This is a genomic window from Xanthobacter oligotrophicus (assembly GCF_008364685.1).
GTDB classification, from domain to species: domain Bacteria; phylum Pseudomonadota; class Alphaproteobacteria; order Rhizobiales; family Xanthobacteraceae; genus Xanthobacter; species Xanthobacter oligotrophicus.
The window spans coordinates 481,765-502,304 of record NZ_VTTL01000001.1; the positions used below are offsets into that span (position 1 = coordinate 481,765).

Annotated in this window: 16 protein-coding genes; 4 read left to right on the forward strand and 12 right to left on the reverse strand. The window is 69.4% G+C overall.

What is annotated here, in order from left to right:
- The 11 genes from FZ033_RS02100 to FZ033_RS02150 all read right to left on the reverse strand — a co-directional run bounded on the left by FZ033_RS02100 (nt 1) and on the right by FZ033_RS02150 (nt 11,493).
- Nucleotides 1-717, reverse strand: a complete 717-nt coding sequence (locus FZ033_RS02100) for a GntR family transcriptional regulator (RefSeq protein WP_149574503.1) — start codon at nt 715-717, stop codon at nt 1-3.
- Between the two features lie 299 nt (nt 718-1,016).
- Entirely contained in the window at nt 1,017-1,409 is a 393-nt protein-coding gene (gene hpxZ / locus FZ033_RS02105) for an oxalurate catabolism protein HpxZ (RefSeq protein ID WP_149574504.1), read from the reverse strand.
- A gap of 13 nt (nt 1,410-1,422) precedes the next feature.
- Nucleotides 1,423-2,856 carry an AtzE family amidohydrolase gene (locus FZ033_RS02110; RefSeq protein WP_149574505.1) on the reverse strand — a complete coding sequence of 478 codons (1,434 nt, stop codon included), beginning with the start codon at nt 2,854-2,856 and terminating at the stop codon, nt 1,423-1,425.
- 10 nt (nt 2,857-2,866) lie between these two features.
- Nucleotides 2,867-3,076 (reverse strand): AtzG-like protein, encoded by a 210-nt coding sequence (locus FZ033_RS02115; protein ID WP_149574506.1) that lies wholly within the window; start codon nt 3,074-3,076, stop codon nt 2,867-2,869.
- 8 nt (nt 3,077-3,084) lie between these two features.
- Nucleotides 3,085-4,851: a dipeptide ABC transporter ATP-binding protein gene (locus FZ033_RS02120; RefSeq protein ID WP_149574507.1), complete on the reverse strand. Its 1,767-nt coding sequence runs from the start codon at nt 4,849-4,851 to the stop codon at nt 3,085-3,087.
- 11 nt (nt 4,852-4,862) lie between these two features.
- On the reverse strand, nt 4,863-5,744 hold the full coding sequence (locus tag FZ033_RS02125; RefSeq protein ID WP_149574508.1) for an ABC transporter permease: 882 nt from the start codon (nt 5,742-5,744) through the stop codon (nt 4,863-4,865).
- Nucleotides 5,741-6,754 (reverse strand): ABC transporter permease, encoded by a 1,014-nt coding sequence (locus FZ033_RS02130; RefSeq protein WP_149574509.1) that lies wholly within the window; start codon nt 6,752-6,754, stop codon nt 5,741-5,743. The genes FZ033_RS02125 and FZ033_RS02130 overlap by 4 nt, the downstream gene beginning before the upstream one ends.
- 268 nt (nt 6,755-7,022) lie before the next feature.
- Entirely contained in the window at nt 7,023-8,645 is a 1,623-nt protein-coding gene (locus FZ033_RS02135; RefSeq protein WP_149574510.1) for an ABC transporter substrate-binding protein, read from the reverse strand.
- Between the two features lie 217 nt (nt 8,646-8,862).
- Nucleotides 8,863-9,690 carry a CDP-diacylglycerol--serine O-phosphatidyltransferase gene (pssA, locus tag FZ033_RS02140; protein WP_149574511.1) on the reverse strand — a complete coding sequence of 276 codons (828 nt, stop codon included), beginning with the start codon at nt 9,688-9,690 and terminating at the stop codon, nt 8,863-8,865.
- Nucleotides 9,690-10,391 carry a phosphatidylserine decarboxylase gene (locus FZ033_RS02145; protein ID WP_149574512.1) on the reverse strand — a complete coding sequence of 234 codons (702 nt, stop codon included), beginning with the start codon at nt 10,389-10,391 and terminating at the stop codon, nt 9,690-9,692. Before FZ033_RS02145 ends, pssA begins: the two co-directional genes overlap by 1 nt.
- Nucleotides 10,392-10,488: 97 nt before the next feature.
- Entirely contained in the window at nt 10,489-11,493 is a 1,005-nt protein-coding gene (locus FZ033_RS02150) for an AraC family transcriptional regulator (protein WP_188079270.1), read from the reverse strand.
- 150 nt (nt 11,494-11,643) lie between these two features.
- On the opposite strand from FZ033_RS02150, the gene FZ033_RS02155 reads away from it, so the two are divergent.
- From FZ033_RS02155 to FZ033_RS02165, 3 genes are all read left to right on the forward strand, one after another.
- Nucleotides 11,644-12,411 carry a 3-hydroxyacyl-CoA dehydrogenase gene (locus tag FZ033_RS02155; protein ID WP_149574514.1) on the forward strand — a complete coding sequence of 256 codons (768 nt, stop codon included), beginning with the start codon at nt 11,644-11,646 and terminating at the stop codon, nt 12,409-12,411.
- A gap of 23 nt (nt 12,412-12,434) precedes the next feature.
- Nucleotides 12,435-13,631 (forward strand): acetyl-CoA C-acyltransferase, encoded by a 1,197-nt coding sequence (locus FZ033_RS02160; protein WP_149574515.1) that lies wholly within the window; start codon nt 12,435-12,437, stop codon nt 13,629-13,631.
- A 194-nt stretch (nt 13,632-13,825) separates the two neighbouring features.
- Complete coding sequence (locus FZ033_RS02165) at nt 13,826-14,953, forward strand: acyl-CoA dehydrogenase family protein (protein ID WP_149574516.1); 1,128 nt, start codon at nt 13,826-13,828, stop codon at nt 14,951-14,953.
- A 16-nt stretch (nt 14,954-14,969) separates the two neighbouring features.
- Here the strand turns inward: FZ033_RS02165 and FZ033_RS02170 are convergent, their stop codons facing one another.
- Nucleotides 14,970-16,376 (reverse strand): N-acetylmuramoyl-L-alanine amidase, encoded by a 1,407-nt coding sequence (locus FZ033_RS02170; protein ID WP_232847290.1) that lies wholly within the window; start codon nt 16,374-16,376, stop codon nt 14,970-14,972.
- 719 nt (nt 16,377-17,095) lie between these two features.
- On the opposite strand from FZ033_RS02170, the gene FZ033_RS02175 reads away from it, so the two are divergent.
- Entirely contained in the window at nt 17,096-20,290 is a 3,195-nt protein-coding gene (locus FZ033_RS02175; protein WP_149574517.1) for an Rne/Rng family ribonuclease, read from the forward strand.
- The last annotated feature ends 250 nt before the right edge of the window (nt 20,291-20,540 follow it).

Consider the following 20,540-nt stretch of genomic DNA (forward strand, 5'->3'; position numbering starts at 1 on the left):
TCACACGCTTTCGGCGTAGCGCTCGTAGGCGACCTCGACGGTGAGGATGTGGGCGCGCATGGCGGCGGCGGCCTCGGCCTTGTCGCCGCGCAGGATCGCGGTCACCACCCGGTCATGCTCCTCGTAGGAGCGCGCCAGTCGCCCCAAGGTGCGGAACTGGGCGCGGCGGAACGGCTGCAGCCGGGCGCGGGTCGCCAGTGTCAGCTCGGCCAGGTAATCATTGTGGGAGCCGGCATAGAGCGTGGTGTGGAAGCGCTCGTTGAGCACCGTATAGCCGCCCTCGTCGCCGCGCCGGGTGAGGTCCGCAAGCTCCGCATGGGTGGCTTCCAGCCCCACACGCTCGGCCGCCGTCATGTGGACCGCGCACAGGCCGGCGCACAGGGCCTCCAGCTCCGCCATCACGTCGAACATGCCGCGCAGCCGCTCCAGCGAGGGCTGGGCCACCAGTGCGCTGCGATGGGGCCGCGCCTCCACCAGGCCGGAGGCGGCAAGGTCGCGCAGCGCCTCGCGCACCGGGGTGCGGGACACGCCGTAGCGCTTGGCGATCTCCACCTCCTCCAGCGGCGTGCCGGGGGCCAGGCGGCCGCGCACGATGTCGTCTGCGATCTGGAGGCGCAGCTCTTCCGTCCGCGTCACCGGCCGGCCGGCGGCACGACGCCTGCGGGGGCGCGGAGCGGATGCGGGAGCCTTGAGCGGCTGCGGCGGAAGCAGGGTCATGACGCAACAAACTACCTGGATTCGAAGGCGGCGCGAATTCCGGTGAAGTCCTGACGGGGAAGGAACCGGAGCATGCTCTGTCCCCTCCCCGCCTCGAGCGCCGCGCCCCTGCCCCGGCGCGGGGGAACCGGGAAAGAGACGGGGCTTAGAGCACGCGCCGATCAGGCTGCGTCGCAAGCTGATCAGAGAACGCGTTCTCTATCTTGCAGCTGGAGGGTGGGTCACCGATCGGATCGAGTAAAACCGCCTCCGGCGTTGATAAAACGCCCGCCCATGAACAAGCGGCCACACCGACTTTCTCATGCCGCTCCTTCATCGGCGATCACCGACACATGGGCGGCCACCACGCGCCAGCCCTGCGGAAAGCGCACCCAGCTCTGCTGCTGCCGCCCGATGCGTCCCGGCGCGTTCTCCCGCCGGAACAGGGTCGAGGCCACTGCGAAATCGCGCCCGTAGGTGGTGATCACCGTCTGCGCCAGCGTGCGCTCGAGCCCCACCGGCGAGCGGGCGCGGCGGAATTCCCGGATGGCGTCCATGCCGTAGAGGTTCTCACCGCCGCCGTAGCGGATGGTGCGGCCATCGTCGTGAAACAGGGCTTCGAGGGTGGCCACGTCGTTGTTCACCAGCGCCGCCTCGTAGCGGGCGAAGGCGTCCTCCACCTCGGCCTTCACCTCAGGAATGTCGATTTCCAACACGCTCTCCCGCTCACAGTGAGGCCACGGGCGCGGCGGCGACGCCGGCCTGTTCCAGGGTCGCCGCGACCCGCAACGCCAGGTCCTCCCGCCACGGCGGGGCGATGACCTGGACCGCAAGCGGCAGCTCCGGCGCCTCGCCCACATCCACCCGCACCGGCACCGCCACCACCGGCAGGCCGATGAAGGAGATGGGCTGGGTGAACAGGCCCATGTTGGGCCGCACCAGCATCTCCTCGCCGTCGAGCACGAAGGTCTTCTGCCCCAGCTTCGGCGCCCGGCTGGGGGTGGCGGGGGCCAGCAGCACGTCGTGACTCTCGAACAGCTTCAGCATCTGGTCGTGGAAATGGCGGCGGAAGCGCTGGGCCGCATCCACCCAGGACGCGGGAATGGCAAGGCCGGCGAACAGGCGGTCGCGCACGGCGGGATCGAAATCCTCCGCGCGGGCCGCCAGCCGACGGGCATGAAGGCTCGCGCCCTCCGCCGCCGTGATGATGAAGGCCGAGGCGCGGGCGCGGGCGGCGTCCGGAATGTCCACCACTGCGCTCACGCCCAGGCTCGCGGCCACGCGGTCCACCGCCGCGAACGCCTCCGGCATCGCGCGCGAGCGGAACCAGCCGCCGGCCACGGCGATGCGCAGGCCGTCAGCCCCCTGCCCGATCAGGCCGGACACCGGCTCGAACGGGCGCGGCGTCTGGCCCGGATCGCGCGCATCCTCACCCTGCATGGCGTCGTAGAAGGCGGCAAGATCCGCCACCGAGCGGCCGAGCGGACCGAGGTGGTCGAGCGCCGTCACGAAGGGAAAGCTGCCGCCCCGCGTGAGGCGCCCATAGGTGGGCTTCAGCCCGAACGTGCCGCACAGGGAGGACGGCACGCGGATGGAGCCATTGGTGTCGGACCCAAGCGCGATGGGCACCAGCCCCGCCGCCACCGCCGCGCCCGAGCCGCCCGACGAGCCACCCGACATGCGGGTCAGGTCGTGGGGGTTGCGCGAGGCGCCGTCGTGGATGTTCTCGCCGGTGAAGTCATAGGCGTATTCGCCCATGTTGAGGGCACCCACCAGCACCGCGTCGGCGGCTTCCAGCTTAGCAATCAGGGTCGCGTCGCCCACCGCCGGGGGCAAGTCGCGGTTGATCTTCGAGCCAGCGCGGGTGGGCAGGCCCTTCACGTCGAACAGGTTTTTCACCGCGAAGGGCGCGCCGGCGAGCGGCCCCAGCGAAGCGCCGGCGGCACGGCGGGCATCGATGCGGTCGGCGGCCGTGCGGGCGCGCTCGGCGGTCACGTTGGTGAAGGCGTTCACCTTGGGGTCGACGGCGGCGATGCGCGCCAGCGTCGCCTCGATCACCGCCCGTGCGGTGACAGCGCCGGAGGCGACCGCTGTCGCGATCTCGTCGGCGGAGGCGGTGGCGAGGCTGGCGGCGTCGGCCTGGGAAATATGGACAGTCATGGACACGGCCTCAGGGGCGATAGACGGGGGCCGGCTCCTCGGCGTCGCCGAGGTCGAAGCTGCGCACCAGGGTCGCCGCATCAGCGATGGCGCGCAGGTAGGACAGCGCCTCGGCGCGCCATTCCGGGCGCGGGGCGATGGCATGGGCGCTTAGCGCACCGTCGAGCAGGTGCTCCAGCGCCGCGTCCTCCACCCTGGGGAGTTGCAGTTCCTTGCTCATGGGGGGCCTCAGACGGGGGGATGGGGAATGGCGGCGATCAGCTCGCGGGTATAGGCGTCCTTGGGCGCGTCGAGCACCTGCTGCGAGCTGCCCTCCTCCACGATCCGCCCCTGCCGCATGACGATGACCCGGTCGCACAACAGGCCCACCACATGCAGGTCGTGGGACACGAACAGGTAGCTCATGCCAAGGCGCTGCTTCAGCTCCTCCAGCAGGTTGAGCACCACCGCCTGGACCGACACGTCGAGGGCGGCCGTGGGCTCGTCGAGGATGACGAGGTCGGGGTCGAGGGCGATGGCCCGGGCGATGCCGATGCGCGCCTTCTGCCCGCCCGACAGCTGGTGGGGGAAGCGTTCCAGCAGGTTCTGCGGCAGGCCGACCATCTCGGCCAGCTCCGCCACGCGGGCGCGCAGCTTGGCCCCGCCGGACATGCCGCCCATCCGCAGCAGCGGATCGGCGATGGCGCGCTCCGCCGTGTAGCGGGGATTAAGGCTCTCGGTGGGGTCCTGGAACACCATCTGGATGCGCCCGCGCATGGGATGGTGGGCGAAATCCTTCGCCGGAATGGCGCTGATGTCCTCTCCGGAGAAGGTGATCTTCCCCGCCGTGGGATCGATGAGGCGCATGACGATGGTGGAGGTGGTGGACTTGCCGCAGCCGCTCTCGCCCACGAGACCGACGCTCTCGCCCTTCTTCACCTCGAAGGAGATGCCGTCCACCGCGCGGAAGATGCGCTCCTCCGGCGGCGCCTTCTTGCCGAAGAGGCCGGAGAAGAAGGCCGAGGGCGCGCCCTGGCGGGGATATTCCTTCAGCAGGTTTTCCACCTTGAGGAGGGGCACGGCGGCCGGGGCCGGGGTGGGGCTCGGCATCGGGCGCGCGACCGGCGAGACCGGAGCTGCCTCTTCGCCCTCCGGCAGCAGATCTTTCAGCGTGATGCCGGGGCGGGGTGTCGCGCGCATCAGCTTGCGGGTGTAGGGGTGCTGGGGATCGCGGAAGATGCGCTCGGCGGGCGCGGTCTCCACCACCTTGCCCTTCTCCATCACCATCACCGTGTCGCAATAGGCGGCGGCAAGACCCAGGTCGTGGGTGATGAGGAGGGTGGACATGCCGCGCTCGCGCGTCAGCTCGGTCACGAGGTCCATGACCGCCTTCTGGGTGGTCACGTCGAGGCCGGTGGTGGGCTCGTCGGCGATCATCAGCTGCGGCCGGCAGGCCAGCGCGAGGGCGATGACGATGCGCTGGCACATGCCGCCCGACAGCTCGAACGGATAGGCGTGGTAGCGCTCCTCGGGCCGGGCGATGCGCACCTGCTTGAGGATGTCGATCACCTTTTCCTTCACGTTACGCGCATCGGCCTGCACGTGCTGGAGCAGCACGTCGCCGATCTGCCGGCCCACCGTGCGGATGGGGTTCAGCGCGGCGCGCGGGTTCTGGAAGATCATGGACATCTCGCGCCCGCGCAGGTCGCGCATGGCGCTTTCCGGGGCGTGGGCCACATCCATCCCGGAGAAGGTGATGGAGCCTTCGGCGATGCGCCCGGCCCGGTCGAGGATGCGCATGACCGTGTAGGAGGTCACCGACTTGCCCGAGCCGCTCTCGCCCACGATGCCCAGGGTCTCGCCCTTGGCGAGGGTGAGGTTCACCTTGCTCACCGCCGTCACCACGCCGCGGCGGGTGGCGAATTCCACGGTGAGGTCACGCACCTCCAGCAGCGGGCCGCTGGGGGCCTCGGAGGTCTTGGCGGCCTGCGCCGTCACGTCCACGATGCCATGCATGTTCGCCTCCCTCAGGTGCGACGCTGGGGGTCGACGATGTCGCGCAGACCGTCACCCAGCAGGTTGAAGCAGAACACCGCGAACATGAGCGCGAGGCCGGGGAACAGGGCGATCCACCATTCGCCGGAAACGATGTAGGCCGCGCCTTCCGCCACCATGATCCCCCATTCCGGGGTGGGCGGGCGCACGCCGAGGCCGATGAAGGAAAGGCCCGCCGCATTGAGGATGGCGTAGCCCATGGTGAGCGACATCTGCACCATCATGATGGGCATGATGTTGGGCAGGATGGTCGTGAGCAGGATGCGCCATTCCGAATTGCCGGTGAGGCGCGCCGCCTGCACGAACCCCGCCTGCCGGCGGATGGCCGCTTCCGAGCGGGCCACGCGCACATAGAGCGGGAAGTTGATGATGGCGGTGGCGATGACGATGTTGGTCACCGTGTTGCCCAGCGCCGCCACGATGCCCATGGCCAGCACGAACAGCGGGAAGGCCATGATGGTATCGGAGATGCGGCCGATGATGCGGTCGGTCCACCCGCCGAAGAAGCCCGACGCGATGCCGGCGATGCCGCCGGCCGCAAACACCAGCGCCACCGAGAACACCGCGATGGCCATGTCGAGCCGGGTGGCGACGATGACGCGGGAGAAGATGTCCCGCCCCAAATTGTCGGTGCCGAACCAGTGGGCGGCGGAGGGCGCCTGGAGCGCGGCCGCCGTGTCGCTGGCGAGCGGGTCGTAGGGCACGATGAACGGCCCCAGCAGCGCGCACACCACCAGCACCAGGAACATGCCGAAGGCGATGCCGGTGACCGGGTTGTCGGAGATGACGTAGCGCGCGTGGGCAAGCGTCGCGGCAAGGCCGCGGGGGTGGGTGTCGGCCGTGGCGAGGGTCATGCTTCGCTCCGCGCGCGGGGGTCGATGACGCCGTAGGCGATATCGATCAGGAGGTTGAGGACCACGTAGAGGATGGCCATGGCGAGCACGAAGCCCTGCACCGGCGCGTAATCGGAGGTGATGAGCGCCTCGACCGCGTAGGAGCCGATGCCCGGCCAGGCGAACACCTTCTCCACCAGCACGTTGGCGCCGAGCAGGAAGGAGAACACCATGCCCAGCGTGGTCACCACCGGCAGCATAGCGTTGCGGAACGCGTAGGTGATGATGACAGTGGTGTCGGTCAGCCCCGCCGCCCGCGCCGTGCGCACGAACTCCGAGGACAGCACCGACAGCATGGAGGCCCGCGTCATGCGGGCGATGGGCGCCAGCGCGAAGATGGCGAGCGTGATGGCCGGCACCGCAAGCTGGGCCAGCGCGGCGCGGAAGGTCTCGAAGTCCCGCGCGATCAGGCTGTCGATGAGGTAGAAGCCGGTCACCGTCTCGGGCGCCGAGAAGAACACGTCCAGCCGCCCCAGCGGCGCCGGCGCCCAGCCGAGCTTGAAGTAGAACACATAGACCAGCAGCAGGCCGGTGAAGAACACCGGCAGCGAGACGCCCGCCGTGGTGATGAGCCGGCAGGCATGGTCCACCCAGGAGCCCTGCTTCACCGCCGCCATGATGCCGAACGGCACCGCGATGGCCAGCGCCAGCACGAGCCCGGCCAACGTCAGCTCGGCGGAGGCCGGGAGCCGGGCGGAAATCTCCGCCGCCACCGGCTGGCCGGTGGAGAGCGAGCTTCCCAGATCCCCCTTCGCCAACGCAGAGACATAGTCCACGAACTGCGCCGGCAGCGGCTTGTCGAGGCCCAGCTTGGTGCGGATCTCGGCGATGGATTCGGCCGTGGCGGCGGGGCCGGCGAAATAGGCCGCGGTGTCGCCCGGCAGCACCCGAGTGAGCATGAAGGTGACGATCACCACGCCGATCAGGCTCGGCACGGCTGTGGCAAGACGACTGCCTATGAGCTTCAGCATGGTGTCTCCTGTTGTCCGAAGGCGGGGAGCGCCTGTTGTCCCAGGGCGGGAACTGCCCATGGCCCCGCTGGCTCTTCTCCCAAAACGTCTCACCCCGTCATGCCCCGGCTTGACCGGGGCATCCACGCCGGGCCGCAGAAGCACCCGGCTTTCCGGTGGCCGGTCCGGCCGCTCCGTGGATCCCCCGGTCAAGCCGGGGGATGACGGTGGTTGAAAAACCCGGCCACGCACACCGGTCCAGTCGCGCCGGCCCGGCGGTGCGGCCCCCTCACCCCTTCTGGAAGGCGCGATAGTCGAGGCGGCGGTGGAACCAGTATTCGTAGCCGGTGATGTTCTTCTGCATCGCGACGTTCACATAGGGCTGGTAGAGCGGGATGCGCGGCACGTCGGCGAAGGCGAGGTCCACCATGCCCTTCACATTGGCGTCGTAGGCCGTCTTGTCGCCATTGGCGGCGGAGGCGCGGGCGGCATCGATGAAGGCATCCATGGCCGCCGACTGGTAGCTCATGGTGTTGAAGATCGAGTTGTTGCCGTGGTAGCACCAGAAGAAGAAGTATTCGGGATAGTCCAGCCAGCCCGAGAACACGTTGGTGAACAGCGGCAGCACCTTCTTCGTCAGCTCGGTGCGCCAGTTGGCGCCGGGGATCTTGTTGATGGTGGTCTTGATGCCGATCTGCGCCAGGTTCTCCTGCAGCAGCACGCACAGGGGCTCGTTCACGCCGGCAAAGCCCAGGTCGAAGGACAGCGTCGTCTCCAGCCCGTCGGGATAGCCCGCCTCCGCCAGCAATTGCTTCGCCTTGGCGAGGTCGGTCACGAACTTGGTGGGTTGCGGCCACTTGACCTGCGTCTGGACATCCGCCGGAGCGCCGAACATGGGCTTGGCGAGGCCGAACAGGGCCGCGTCCATGATCTTCTGGTAGGGAATGGCGTAGGCGATGGCCTGGCGCACCTTCAGATTGTCGAAGGGCGGGTTCTTCACATTCATGCCGATGTACTGGACACCGTTGGAATAGGGCACCGACGTGATGTTCAGCTTGCCAGCCTGCTTCAGCTCCACGAAGTCCTTGTTGGGCAGGTCGTAGGAGATGTCGGCGTCGCCGCGCTCCAAGAGCGCCCGGCGGTTGCCGGCGGAGGGCACCATGCGCCAGATCACGCGCTTGATCTTCGGCAGCGGGCCACCCTTCCAGTCCTCGAAGCGCTCGAACACCACCTCGGTGCCGGGGGTCCACTTGGTGACGCGATAGGCGCCGGAGCCGGCGGTGTTCTGCTTGGTGTATTCGAGGCCCCAAGGGTCCTTCTCGGTGGCGTTCTTCTGCACCAGCCCGGAATTGATGACGCAGGGCACGATCACGGCAAGGTCGGGGATGGTGAGGCGGTCCTTGCGGATGAAGTCCACGCGCACCGTGTGGTCGTCCACCACCACGAACTGCTCCGGCTTCTCCAGCGAGCCGGCTTTCATCTGGAAGGTGGGGAAGCCGCCCACGGAGACGGCGCGGTCCAGCGACCACTTCACGTCCTTGGCGGTAACGGGGGAGCCGTCCTGGAAGGTGGCGTTCTTCTTCAGCTTGAAGGTCACCGACATGTCGCCGATGTTCATGTCCTCGGCGAGTTCGCCCCTGAGCTTGTCGCGGTCGTAGTAGCGGACCCCGTCCTTCTCGGTCATCTCGTGGGTGATGAGGCGGTCGTAGGTGTTCCAGCTCGCCTCATAGCCCGGCACGTTGGTGCCGACGCCGTGGATGTCGAGGTTGTTGGGGCCGCTCTCGGACACGATCAGCAGCGTCTCGTTGCGCGCCTGCGCCTGCGCCGAGGAGAAGACCGCCGGGGCGGCGACACCGGTTCCGGTGGCGACGGCGGTGGCAGACGCAGACTTCACGAATTCGCGGCGGTTCATCGGACGGCATCCCCAATGGTGACTGTCGCCCTTCCCCATTCAAGCTGCGTGCCAATTGCATACAAAAATGTGACTTATATTGAATATCAAACACCTAGCCCAGTTCGCACACGAGCTCAAACCACGCGCAAACCTGCCGCAATGCACAATAATTACGCATGATTGCGCCAATTGCATGCAATCTGATTGCCGACAGTTCCGCCCCGTCTCCCCGCCCTCAGGCGGCGGGGAGGTCCTCGGGGCGCGCGGCGCGCCAAGCCGCCATCAGTCGGCGGTATCGCAAGGTGGAAACCGGCAGCAGCGCCAGGTAGATGATCGAGCACGCCGAGAGCACGATCCACGGATAGCTCGCCAGCAGCGCAAAAAAGATCGCCACCGCCACGAAAAGCGGCAGCACCATGTCCCGCCGCACCCGCCGCCCCAGCGTCTTGCCGGACCAGGCCGGCACGGTGGAGATCATGAGGAAGCCGATGGCCAGGCAATAGAGCAGCGCGATGGGCGCGCTCACCCCGCCGTGGGGCACGCCGATCAGCTCCAGGTAGATGGGCAGCAGCACTGTGATGGCCCCCGCCGGCGCCGGGATGCCGGTGAAGAAGTCGCCAGCGAACGGCGGCTTGTGGGGATCGTCCAGCATCACGTTGAAGCGGGCGAGGCGCAGCGCCGCGCAGATGGCATAGGCGAGCGCGGCGATCCAGCCCACGGAGCCGGTCTCCTTGAGCCCCCAGAAATAGAGCATCAGTGCCGGCACGCAGCCGAAATTCACAAAGTCGGCGAGGCTGTCCAGCTCCGCGCCGAAGCGCGACGTGCCCTTCAGCGCCCGGGCGAGCCGGCCGTCGATGCCGTCGAGCAAAGCGGCGAAGACGATGGCGGCGAGCGCCAGCTCGATCCGCTCCTCGATGGCGAGGCGCACCGCCGTCAGCCCCGAGCACAAGGCGAGCAGCGTCACCAGATTGGGCAAAAGCACCCGCAGCGGCACCCGGCCGAGGCGGCCGAAGCGGGGACGCGGCCGGCCTTCCGGATCGAACGGGGGAAAAGGCGTTTCCATCAGCTCACCCGGTAGGCCGTCTCGCGCGGCTGCTGGGCGGAGAGATCGCACAGAACCGTCTCGCCGGCCACCGACAGCTGGCCTTCCGACACCAGGACCCGCGTCCCCACCGGCAGGTAGACATCGACCCGCGAGCCGAAGCGGATCAGGCCGAAGCGCTCGCCGACGCCGATCGATTCGCCCTCCCGCACGAAGGAGACGATGCGGCGGGCGATGAGGCCCGCGATCTGCACCACCCCCACGCGGCAGAGCGGCGTTGAGATCACGAGGCCGTTGCGCTCGTTGTCCTCGCTCGCCTTGTCGAGGTCGGCGTTGAGGAACAGGCCGGGCTTGTAGGCGAGGCGCTCGATGCGGCCGGTCACCGGGGCCCGGTTCACGTGCACGTTGAAGACGTTCATGAAGATGGAGACACGCAGCAGCGGCTCGTCGGAGAGGTCCAGCTCCAGCGGCGGCCGTGCGAGGCCCACCTGGGAGATACGCCCGTCTGCCGGCGCCACCACCAGCCCGTCGCGCACCGGCGTCACCCGCGGCGGATCGCGGAAGAACAGGGCGGTCCAGATGGCGAGCCCCACCCCGATCATGCCGAGGAAGGTGGAGAAGACCATGAGCCCGAGCGCGATCACCACCGCGATGGCGATGAAGGGGTAGCCTTCCCGATGGATGGGAACCAGCGACTTGCGGATGGATGTGACGACGGACAACACGGCCTCCAGTGCGCCGCACCGGCGCCGAACCGGGCAAGAGGTAGTGAGGGCGCGGCCAGCCGTCAAATGCGGCCCGCCGCCTCCACCCTGCGACCTACCCGCCGCGACCGGCCGCCCCGCTCGCCCGCCGGAAGGCGCCAGGGCTCTGCGCCGTCCATTTGCGGAAGGCGCGATGGAAGGCGCTGGGCTCGGAGAACCCCAGCTCCGCCGCGATCTCGCCCACCGGCTTTGCGCCCTCGCGCAGCAGCGCCTCGGCCAGCACCCGGCGCAGCTCGTCCTTGATGTCGCGATAGGTGCTTCCCTCGTCGGCGAGGCGTCGGCGCAGGGTGGAGGCGGGAAGCCGCAACTGCCGGGCGAGATCGTCGAAGCCGGGCCAGGCGGTGGCCGGCACGGCGCGCAGGCGGGTCTTCACCCGGGCGGCGAGGCCCTGATCGTGCCGGTAGCGCACCAGGATGTTGGCCGGCGCCCCGCGCAGGAAATCCTTCAGCGCCCGCGCGCCACGGGTCGCCGGCAGGGTGAGGAAGGCGGCATCGAAGGCGAGCCGGCTTTGCGGCTGGTCGAAGCGCACTGGCGCGCCGAAGAACAGGCGATAATCGGCGCCATGCTCCGGCGGGCCGCAGCGGAAATCCACCTGCCGCAGCGGGATGCGCCGGCCCACCAGCCAGCAGGTGATGCCGTGGACGATGATCCAATAGGTGCGATAGGCGAAGGCCGAGCGCGCGGCGCCGGTGTCCTTCAGCACGATGGCGGCGAGCCCGTCGGCCACCTGAAGCTCGCCCTCCGGATCCTCCAGCACCACCTTCAGGAAGCGCAGCGCGCGGCGCAGCGCCTGCTCCAGCGTCGCGGCGCCCATCAGTGCGTGACACAACAGGGTGAAGCTGCCCGGCCGCATGGGCCGGCCGCCGAGGCCGAAGAATTCGTCGTCCAGCGCCTGCGACACGGCCAGCCACAGCGCACCATACTGCTCGGCGGAGACCGCGGCCCCGAACGGCATGGCAAGCCCCGCCTGCGCCAGCACCGGCGCGGGATCGATGCCGCGCCGAACGAGGCAGTCCAGCGCGTCGTCCACGAAGCCGGCGGAAATCATGCGCCGTTCCAGGGCGAGGCTCCTACATGGCAAAACCGCTCATCATTTTAGATCGATTGCGCCATCGAATGCCACTTCGCCTTTCGCTAGATGAGACGACAACCGGCCTTGCGAACCGGAACGGCCGCAAGAGCCCATAGAAACCATCACGGGGAGGACCTCATGAAGATCGACGGTCGCGTCTTTATCGTCACCGGCGCGGGCTCCGGCCTTGGCGCGGCGGTGTCGCGCATGCTGGTGGGCGAAGGCGCGCGGGTGGTGATCGTGGACATCAATGCCGAGGCCGGCAGCGCGGTCGCCGCCGAGCTGGGCGACAAGGCCCGGTTCCAGCGCGCGGACGTGACCAGCGAAGCGGACGGCCTTGCCGCCGTGGCGCTTGCCCGCGAGGCCTTCGGCCATGTCCACGGCCTGGTGAATTGCGCCGGCGTCGCGCCCGGCGAGAAGGTGGTGGGCCGCGAGGGGCCGCACCGGCTCGACAGCTTCGCGCGGGCCGTGAGCATCAACCTCATCGGCACCTTCAACATGCTGCGCCTTGCCGCCGACGCCATCGTGAAGGAAGAGCCCGACGCCGAGGGCGAGCGCGGCGTCATCATCAACACCGCCTCCATCGCCGCCTTTGACGGCCAGATCGGCCAGGCCGCCTATGCCGCCTCCAAGGGCGGCGTCGCGGCGCTCACCCTGCCGGTGGCGCGGGAGCTGGCGCGCTTCGGCGTGCGCGTGGTCACCATCGCGCCCGGCATCTTCGAGACGCCCATGATGGCCGGCCTGCCGCAGGACGTGCAGGATTCGCTGGGCAAGACCGTCCCCTTCCCGCCCCGGCTCGGCCGGCCGGCGGAATATGCCGCCCTCGTCAGGCACATCTGCGAGAACACCATGCTCAACGGCGAGGTCATCCGCCTCGACGGCGCCCTGCGCATGCCCCCGCGCTGACTTAGCCTCGGAAGGACGATCCCATGACCACCCGCACGGAAGATCCCATCGTCATCGTCGGCGCCGCCCGCACCCCCATGGGCGGCTTCCAGGGCGACTTCAAGGATGTCGCCGCACCCGTCCTCGGCTCGACCGCCATCGCCGCGGCGCTGGCCCGCGCGGGTCTTGCGCCGGACGCGGTGGACGAGGTGGTGTTCGGCTGCGTGCTGCCCGCCGGCCTTGGCCAGGCACCCGCCCGCCAGGCCGCGCTGGGGGCCGGCCTGCCGCTCTCCACCGGCGCCACCACCGTCAACAAGATGTGCGGCTCCGGCATGAAGGCGGCCATGTTCGCCCATGACCTGCTGCTGGCCGGCTCCGCCGAGGTGGCGGTGGCGGGCGGCATGGAGAGCATGAGCAACGCCCCCTATCTGCTCGACCGCGCCCGCGCCGGCTATCGCATGGGCCATGGCCGGGTGCTGGACCACATGTTCCTCGACGGGCTGGAGGACGCCTACGAGAAGGGCCGCCTCATGGGCACCTTCGCCGAGGATTGCGCCGAGGCCTACCAGTTCACCCGCGAGGCGCAAGACGCCTTCGCCATCTCCTCCCTGACCAAGGCGCAGAAGGCTATGGCGGACGGCGCGTTCGACGCCGAGATCACTCCGGTCACGGTGAAGGCCGGCAAGGCCGAGCGCGTGGTGGCCGCCGACGAGCAGCCGCCCAAGGCCAAGCTCGACAAGATCCCCACCCTCAAGCCCGCCTTTCGCGAGGGCGGCACGGTGACGGCGGCCAACTCGTCCTCCATCTCGGACGGCGCGGCGGCCCTGGTGCTGATGCGGCGGTCACAGGCGGAAGCGCACGGGCTCACCCCGCTCGCCACCATCGTCGGCCATGCCACCCACGCCCAGGCGCCGAACCTGTTCGCCACCGCTCCCGTCGGCGCGGTGGGCAAGCTGGCCGAGCGCACCGGCTGGGACCTGAAGGATGTGGACCTGTTCGAGATCAACGAGGCGTTCGCCGTGGTGCCCATGGCCGCCATCCACGATCTCGGCCTGCCGGCGGACAAGGTGAACGTCCACGGCGGCGCCTGCGCGCTCGGCCATCCCATCGGCGCCTCCGGCGCGCGGGTAATGGTGACGCTGCTGGCCGCGCTGCAGAAATACGGCTTGAAGCGCGGCATCGCCTCCCTGTGCATCGGCGGCGGCGAGGCCACGGCGGTGGCCATCGAGCGGCTGTCGTAAGAGCCGGGAAAAGCCCTCTCCTGCTTGCGGGGGAGGCAGAGGCGCCGGGGCAGAATACCAGCGGCGGGAATGCGGAGAGGGCCTGCCCCCACCCTGTCCTCCCCCGCATGAAGGGGAGGGTTCTCGAGCTCTCTCCCTCAGGCGGGGAGAGGAAAACGCCATCACCAAAACAATAATCCGGAGGAAACACGCCCATGATCCTCACCGAGACCCAGACCGAAATCCGTGACGCGGTGCGGGCCTTCGCCTCGGCCCGCCTTGCCCCCGGCGCCGCCGCCCGCGACCGAGAGCACCGTTTCCCCCGCGAAGAGCTGACCGAGATGGGCGCCCTCGGCTTCCTCGGCATGCTGGTGCCGGAAGCGCTCGGTGGCGTGGCGACCGATCTCGTCTCCTATGCCCTCGCCATCGAGGAGATCGCAGCGGCGGACGGGGCGTGCTCCACCATCGTGGCGGTCCATTCCTCCGTGGGCTGCATGCCCATCGTGAAGTTCGGCAGCGAAGCGCAGAAGCAGCGCTTCCTGCCGAAGCTCGCCTCTGGCGAGTGGATCGGCGGCTTCGCCCTCACCGAGCCGCAGGCGGGCTCGGATGCCGCCAACCTGAAGACCCGCGCCCGGCGCGACGGCGACCACTACATCCTCTCCGGTGCCAAGCAGTTCATCACCTCGGGCAAGAACGGCAATCTCGTCATCGTGTTCGCGGTCACCGATCCGGAGGCGGGCAAGAAGGGCATCTCGGCCTTCATCGTGCCCACCGACACCCCCGGCTACGAGGTGGTGCGGGTGGAGGAGAAGCTGGGCCAGCATTCCTCCGACACCTGCCAGCTCGCCTTCAACGACATGCGCCTTCCCGCCGACCTGCGCCTCGGCGCCGAGGGCGAGGGGCTGAAGATCGCCCTGTCGAACCTCGAAGGCGGGCGCATCGGCATCGCCTCCCAGTGCGTGGGCATGGCGCGCGCGGCGTTCGAGGCGGCGAAGGCCTATGCCGGGGAGCGGATCACCTTCGGCAAGCCCATCCGGGAGCATCAGGCGGTGGCCTTCCGCCTCGCCGACATGGCAACCCGCATCGCGGCAGCACGGCACATGGTGCTGCACGCGGCGGCGCTGCGCGAGGCCGGCCAGCCCTGCCTCACCGAGGCCTCCATGGCCAAGCTGTTCGCCTCCGAAATGGCCGAGCAGGTGTGCTCCGCCGCCATCCAGATCCATGGCGGCTACGGCTATCTCGCCGACTTCCCGGTGGAGCGCATCTATCGCGACGTGCGGGTGTGCCAGATCTATGAGGGCACCAGCGACGTGCAGCGCATCGTTATCGCCCGGGGGCTGTGAACGGGCTCGCCTCAGCTCAGCGCGGCACGGCCGCCTTGTCGTCGTCGGCGGCGGCGTGCAGGCCCGCCGCCTTCTGGGCGAAGAACTGGTTGATGCCCACCACCACCGATTCGGCGATGCGTCCGCGGCCATCCGGCGAGGTGAGCAGCTTCAGGTCCTCCTTGCTGGACATGTAGCCGACCTCCACCAGCACCGAAGGCACATCGTGGGCGCGCAGCACCCGGAAGCCGGCGGATTTCAGCGGCGAGCGGTGAAAGCGCACCGTGTTCTTCATGGCGCCCACCAGGGAGCGGGCGAGCAGGGCCGAGAAATTGCGCGTCTCGCGCTGGGCGAGGTCCACCAGGATGCCCGCTACCTCGTCGGTCTCGTCGGAGAGGTCCACGCCGGCGATGAGATCGGCCTTGTTCTCCTTTTCCGCCAGATGGGCGGCGTCCGCATCGCTCGCCGTATCGGACAGGGTGTAGACGCTGGCGCCCCGCGCCTGCCCCTCGCCGCGGGCGAGCGCATCGGCGTGGAACGACACGAACAGGTCAGCGCGATGGGCGCGGGCGATGCGCACCCGCTCGCCCAGCGGGACGAAGGTGTCGGTGGAGCGCGTCATCACCACCCGATAGGCGCCGGAGCGCTCCAGAAGCTCGCGCACGGCCAACGCGGTCTCCAGCACCACATTCTTCTCGGCGAAGGCCGAATAGCCCGACGTGCCCGAATCGATGCCGCCATGGCCGGGGTCGAGCACCACCACCGGCCGGGTGTCGCCGGCCTCCGGCGGCACGATGGGGGTCGCGGGCATTGCGGTGCGCTGGGCGGCGGAGCGCGCCGCCGTGCGGGCAAAGGTGTCGGGATCGGTCTTCACCAGGTCCACCACCAGGCGGGCGGGCTGGTCGTCCACCGGATCGAGCACGAAGGCCTTGTCGATGGCCACCGGCCCGGTCACCTCCAGCACCATGCGCGCCTTGCCCGGCGCAAATACCCCGAAGCGGTAGGCAGCAACCAGCCCCCTCTTCAGCTGGTTCGACTCAGGTCGGAGCGCGAAGGCCACCTCCGGCAGGTCGAGGATCACCCGGTAGGGATCGGCCAGGGTGAAGGCGTGGAATTCCACCGCCCGGTCGAGGTCGATCACGAGGCGCGTGCGCTGGGCATCGCCCGCAAGGCGGGCATCGCTGGCGGTGGCGGGACCGCCAGCGGCCGGCGGTGCCGCATTGGGCTGGGCCTGCGCCGGCGGATCAGCCTCCCCGGCGCGGGCCGACGGGGCGGCCAGGCATGACGCGAACGTGAGCACGCCCAGAAAAAAGGCGCCGAAAACCGCGCGCAAACCGCTGCGGCGCCTTGTCCCGCCCGCCATGGGGGTGTGGGCCGGCCTGCGGCCGGGATCCGGGCGCGGCAAGAGGCGCGGGTCCCGGCGCAGGTCCAGACGCAGCTTCATCGGCACCCCATCTTCGCGCGATCGCTGGATCGAGCCCATGATCGGGCCACTCAAGGAGGGCAGGCTTAAGGCGGCGTCCGTAAACGCCCCGTTGACGAAGCGTTATAGCCTGCTGGAACGAGGAAGTGGACGCATAAACCTTGCCAAGCAGGAAGTTGGGCGGGTAAGAATGGCAGGGTACACAGTTCGCGTTCCGGAACAGGCCCTTCGGCCCCGGCTGCCGCGGCTGCCGCAGGACAGTGTTTCTTCGATCCCGGGCGGGCCGCTGAGCGCGCCGGATGCCCGGAAGTGCGGGAACACTGCCATCGCCGCTGGCGGCTCGACCACTTTGTGGAGCCCCGCGGTGAGCGCCCGACCGGCGCTCGATGCGACAGCCCCACCGGCCGCCTCAGCCGAAGAGCCGCAAGGGACGATCTGGGGAATCGGGCGAACGTGTGCCGTGGCCGGAACGAGGCGCCCGCCTTTCATCCGGCCTGAACCCTTCATCGAGGAACGGGTAGCCGAGGGCATGGATTTTTCTCCGCACGACAGGCGCGTTATGCGCGCCCCCGTGTGCCCCGACGTCGAGGGTCGTAGCGACACGCCCCGACGCACCCGCTTCTCCATTTCGTCCTCACGTCATCACATCCGGCGCCCGAGCGGCCCGGCCGCCCCGCAATGGGGCGCGCCTGGGCGGCTGTCGCGGACCTTTGCCCGCGGCGCCGTGAAGAGAGAATTCCATGGCCAACAAGATGCTCATCGATGCGACCCACCCGGAGGAAACCCGGGTCGTGGTCGTGCGCGGGAACAGGGTCGAAGAGTTCGACTATGAGTCTGCGACCCGCAAGCAGTTGCGGGGCAACATCTATCTGGCGAAGGTGACGCGCGTGGAGCCCTCGCTCCAGGCCGCCTTCATCGAATATGGCGGCAACCGCCACGGCTTCCTCGCCTTCAGCGAGATCCATCCCGATTATTACCAGATCCCCGTGGCCGACCGCCTCGCCCTGATCGAGGAGGAGGAGCGCGCCGCCCGCCTCGCCGACGACGAGGCCGAGCTGAAGGACCGCCGCCGCGAGCGCGGCCGGGCCCGGCGCTCCAGCTCCGACCGCGCCGTGAGCGAGCCCGTCGAGGAGGCCGAGACGGTCGCCGCCGAGGCCGAGGCGGCCACCCGCGACGCGCCGTCCAGCTTCGAGGCGTCCTCGGATACCGTGGCGACCGAATTCAACGACGCGCCCCAAGGTGACACGCCAGAGGCTGGCCAGCCCCAGGCTGAAGCCGGCTCCTGGCAGGACGCCCCCGCCGCCGAGAGCGCGCACCCCGCGCCCGAGCATCATGCGCCCGAGCACCACGCACCTGAGAGCGTGACCGACCTGCTGTCCGCCGCCGAGGCCGCCGAAGCGTCCGCCGAGGTCCGCGAAGCCGAGGTCGAGGCCACTTACGGTACCCCCCTGCCGGCCCCGCAGGAGCAGCACGCCGACGCGAACGCCGACCTGCGCCTGCGGGAGGCCCCCGAGGGCGAGACCCACCCCGCCCCCATCCTCGATATCGAGGAGACCCGCCGCACCGAGACCCGCCCCGTCGAGGACGACGAGGAAGAGGACGAGGATGACGGCGACGTCGACCAGATCGACGAGGAAGAGGAGATCGAGCATCTCGGCGCCGACGATGACGCCCTGGAAGAGGTGCCCGAGCGCGCGCCGCAGCGCCGTGCCCGCTCCTACAAGATCCAGGAAGTCATCCGCCGCCGCCAGGTGATGCTGGTGCAGGTCGTGAAGGAGGAGCGCGGCAACAAGGGCGCCGCCCTCACCACCTACCTCTCGCTGGCCGGCCGCTATTCCGTTCTCATGCCCAACACCGCCCGTGGCGGCGGCATTTCCCGCAAGATCACCAACACCGTTGACCGCAAGCGCCTGAAGGAAGTGGTGCAGGACCTGGAGGTGCCGGAGGGGATGGGCATCATCCTGCGCACCGCCGGCGCCAACCGCACCAAGGTGGAGATCAAGCGCGACTTCGAATACCTCCTGCGATTGTGGGAGACCGTGCGCGAGCTGACCCTGTCCTCCGCCGCGCCGAACCTGGTCTATGAGGAAGGCTCGCTCATCAAGCGCGCCATCCGCGACCTCTACAACAAGGACATCGACGAAGTTCACGTGGCCGGCGAGGACGGCTATCGCGAGGCCAAGGACTTCATGCGCATGCTCATGCCGAGCCATGCCAAGTGCGTCCTGCCCTATCGCGAGCCGCAGCCCATCTTCGCCCGCTACGGGGTGGAGCAGCAGCTTGACGCCATGTTCTCCCCCGTGGTGCAGCTGAAGAGCGGCGGCTACATCGTCATCAACCCGACGGAAGCCCTCGTCTCCATCGACGTGAACTCGGGCCGCGCCACCCGCGAGCACCATATCGAGGACACCGCGCTCAAGACCAACGTGGAAGCCGCCGAGGAGATCGCCCGCCAGCTGCGCCTGCGCGATCTGGCCGGCCTCATCGTGGTCGACTTCATCGACATGGAGGAGAAGCGCAACAACCGGGCGGTGGAGCGCAAGCTCAAGGATTGCCTGAAGAACGACCGGGCGCGCATCCAGATCGGCCGCATCTCGCACTTCGGCCTGCTGGAGATGTCGCGCCAGCGCATCCGCACCGGCGTGCTGGAAAGCTCCATCGAGGTGTGCCCGCACTGCGGCGGCACCGGCCACGTCCGCTCCGCGGCGTCCGTGTCGCTCCAGCTGCTGCGCGCTCTGGAAGAGCAGCTGCTGCGCGCCGCCACGCACAACCTCTACGCCCGTACCCGCACCGAGGTGGCGCTCTATGTGCTCAACCAGAAGCGCGCCCACCTGCGCGAGCTGGAAGAGCGCTTCTCCGTCACTTTGGCCATCGTCGCCGACGAGAGCGTAACCGGCCACCAGCCCTTCATCATCGAGAAGGGCGAACTGGCCGTGCCGCCGGCCCCCGCGCCGCGCCCCAGCTCCGTGGTGCACCCCGATTCCATCCTGCTCGACGAGGATTATGCCGAGGAGGAGGACGAGGAGATCGTCGAGGAGACCGCCGAGGCTGAGGCCGAAGCCGGTCCCGAGGCCGAAGGCGAGGCCGGCGATCGTGCCGATGACGGCAATCGCAAGCGCCGCCGTCGCCGCCGCCGGCGGCGGGGCGAGAAGGACGAGACCCGCGAGGGTGGCGCCGAGGGCGAGGAGGAGGACGACGCCTCCGCCGAGGCCCAGGATGGCGACGAGGGCGAAGGCGAGGAGGACGACCGCTCCGAGGAGGAGCGGGCCGCCGACGCCGAGCGCTCCGACGAGGAAAATGCCGAGCGCCGCCGCCGCCGTCGCGGCCGTCGCGGCGGCCGCCGCAACCGCCGGGAGCGCGAGGGCGAGGGCGACACCCCGCTCGCAGCCGGCGAGAGCGATGGAGAGGACTCGGACGAAGCCGACGAGGCGGATGCCGTCGCCGAGGGCCAGGACGCGGGAGAAGCCGCCCCTGAGTTCGAGCTGCGCATTCCGGTGACCCCGGTGGAAGCGCCCGAAGCCTTGGCCGGAGAGATCCCCTCCGTGCCCGTCCTCTTCACCCCGGCGCCGGTGCCGGCGGTGGTGGAGGCGCCCGAGGCCAAGGCGGCGGTAAAGAAGGCGGCCGAGCCGGAAGCCGTCGAACCCGCCAAACCGCGCCGCCGCTCCACGGTGCGCGAGAAGGCGCCGGTGATCGTCGCGGCGGACACCGCCGCCGAGGTGTCGGCGGTGAGCAGTGCTCCGTCCGAGCTTCAGCCGGAGCCGGAGACTTCCGCGGCCCCGGTCGATGCATCAAACGCCTCCGAAGCCGGCACCTTCGAGGCGCCGGCCCCCGAGGTCGCATCTCCGCCCGCCCCCGAGCCGGCGACCCCGGCCAGCGAGGAGAGCGCGGCCAGCAAGAAGTCCGGGTGGTGGCAGCGCAAGCTGTTCGGCGGCTGAGCCCAGCCTGCTGCTCTAACGCCTCCTGACCCTTTAAGATGACGCCTCCCGGTCCTCCGGGAGGCGTTTTCGTTTGCCGGCGGTACCAGCCGCGTCGCGAAGCGGCCACGTTTGCCCGCCATAGCCTCTGATCTGCGATTCCTCTTCACGTGCGGCGCTGACGTGCGCATTCCACTCGCGCGGACGTGACAGGGAAGTTGCGCTGCCGGCACCGGCCCCGCACTGTGGGGCCTTCGCACGGGAGTGAAGT

Bases quoted from the DNA above. Each gene is read 5' to 3' on its own strand.
- FZ033_RS02100 (WP_149574503.1), bottom strand. From the start codon at position 717: ATGACCCTGCTTCCGCCGCAGCCGCTCAAGGCTCCCGCATCCGCTCCG.
- FZ033_RS02110 (WP_149574505.1), bottom strand. From the start codon at position 2,856: ATGACTGTCCATATTTCCCAGGCCGACGCCGCCAGCCTCGCCACCGCC.
- FZ033_RS02115 (WP_149574506.1), bottom strand. From the start codon at position 3,076: ATGAGCAAGGAACTGCAACTCCCCAGGGTGGAGGACGCGGCGCTGGAG.
- FZ033_RS02120 (WP_149574507.1), bottom strand. From the start codon at position 4,851: ATGCATGGCATCGTGGACGTGACGGCGCAGGCCGCCAAGACCTCCGAG.
- FZ033_RS02125 (WP_149574508.1), bottom strand. From the start codon at position 5,744: ATGACCCTCGCCACGGCCGACACCCACCCCCGCGGCCTTGCCGCGACG.
- FZ033_RS02130 (WP_149574509.1), bottom strand. From the start codon at position 6,754: ATGCTGAAGCTCATAGGCAGTCGTCTTGCCACAGCCGTGCCGAGCCTG.
- FZ033_RS02135 (WP_149574510.1), bottom strand. From the start codon at position 8,645: ATGAACCGCCGCGAATTCGTGAAGTCTGCGTCTGCCACCGCCGTCGCC.
- pssA (WP_149574511.1), bottom strand. From the start codon at position 9,690: ATGGAAACGCCTTTTCCCCCGTTCGATCCGGAAGGCCGGCCGCGTCCC.
- FZ033_RS02155 (WP_149574514.1), top strand. From the start codon at position 11,644: ATGAAGATCGACGGTCGCGTCTTTATCGTCACCGGCGCGGGCTCCGGC.
- FZ033_RS02160 (WP_149574515.1), top strand. From the start codon at position 12,435: ATGACCACCCGCACGGAAGATCCCATCGTCATCGTCGGCGCCGCCCGC.
- FZ033_RS02165 (WP_149574516.1), top strand. From the start codon at position 13,826: ATGATCCTCACCGAGACCCAGACCGAAATCCGTGACGCGGTGCGGGCC.
- FZ033_RS02170 (WP_232847290.1), bottom strand. From the start codon at position 16,376: ATGAAGCTGCGTCTGGACCTGCGCCGGGACCCGCGCCTCTTGCCGCGC.
- FZ033_RS02175 (WP_149574517.1), top strand. From the start codon at position 17,096: ATGGCCAACAAGATGCTCATCGATGCGACCCACCCGGAGGAAACCCGG.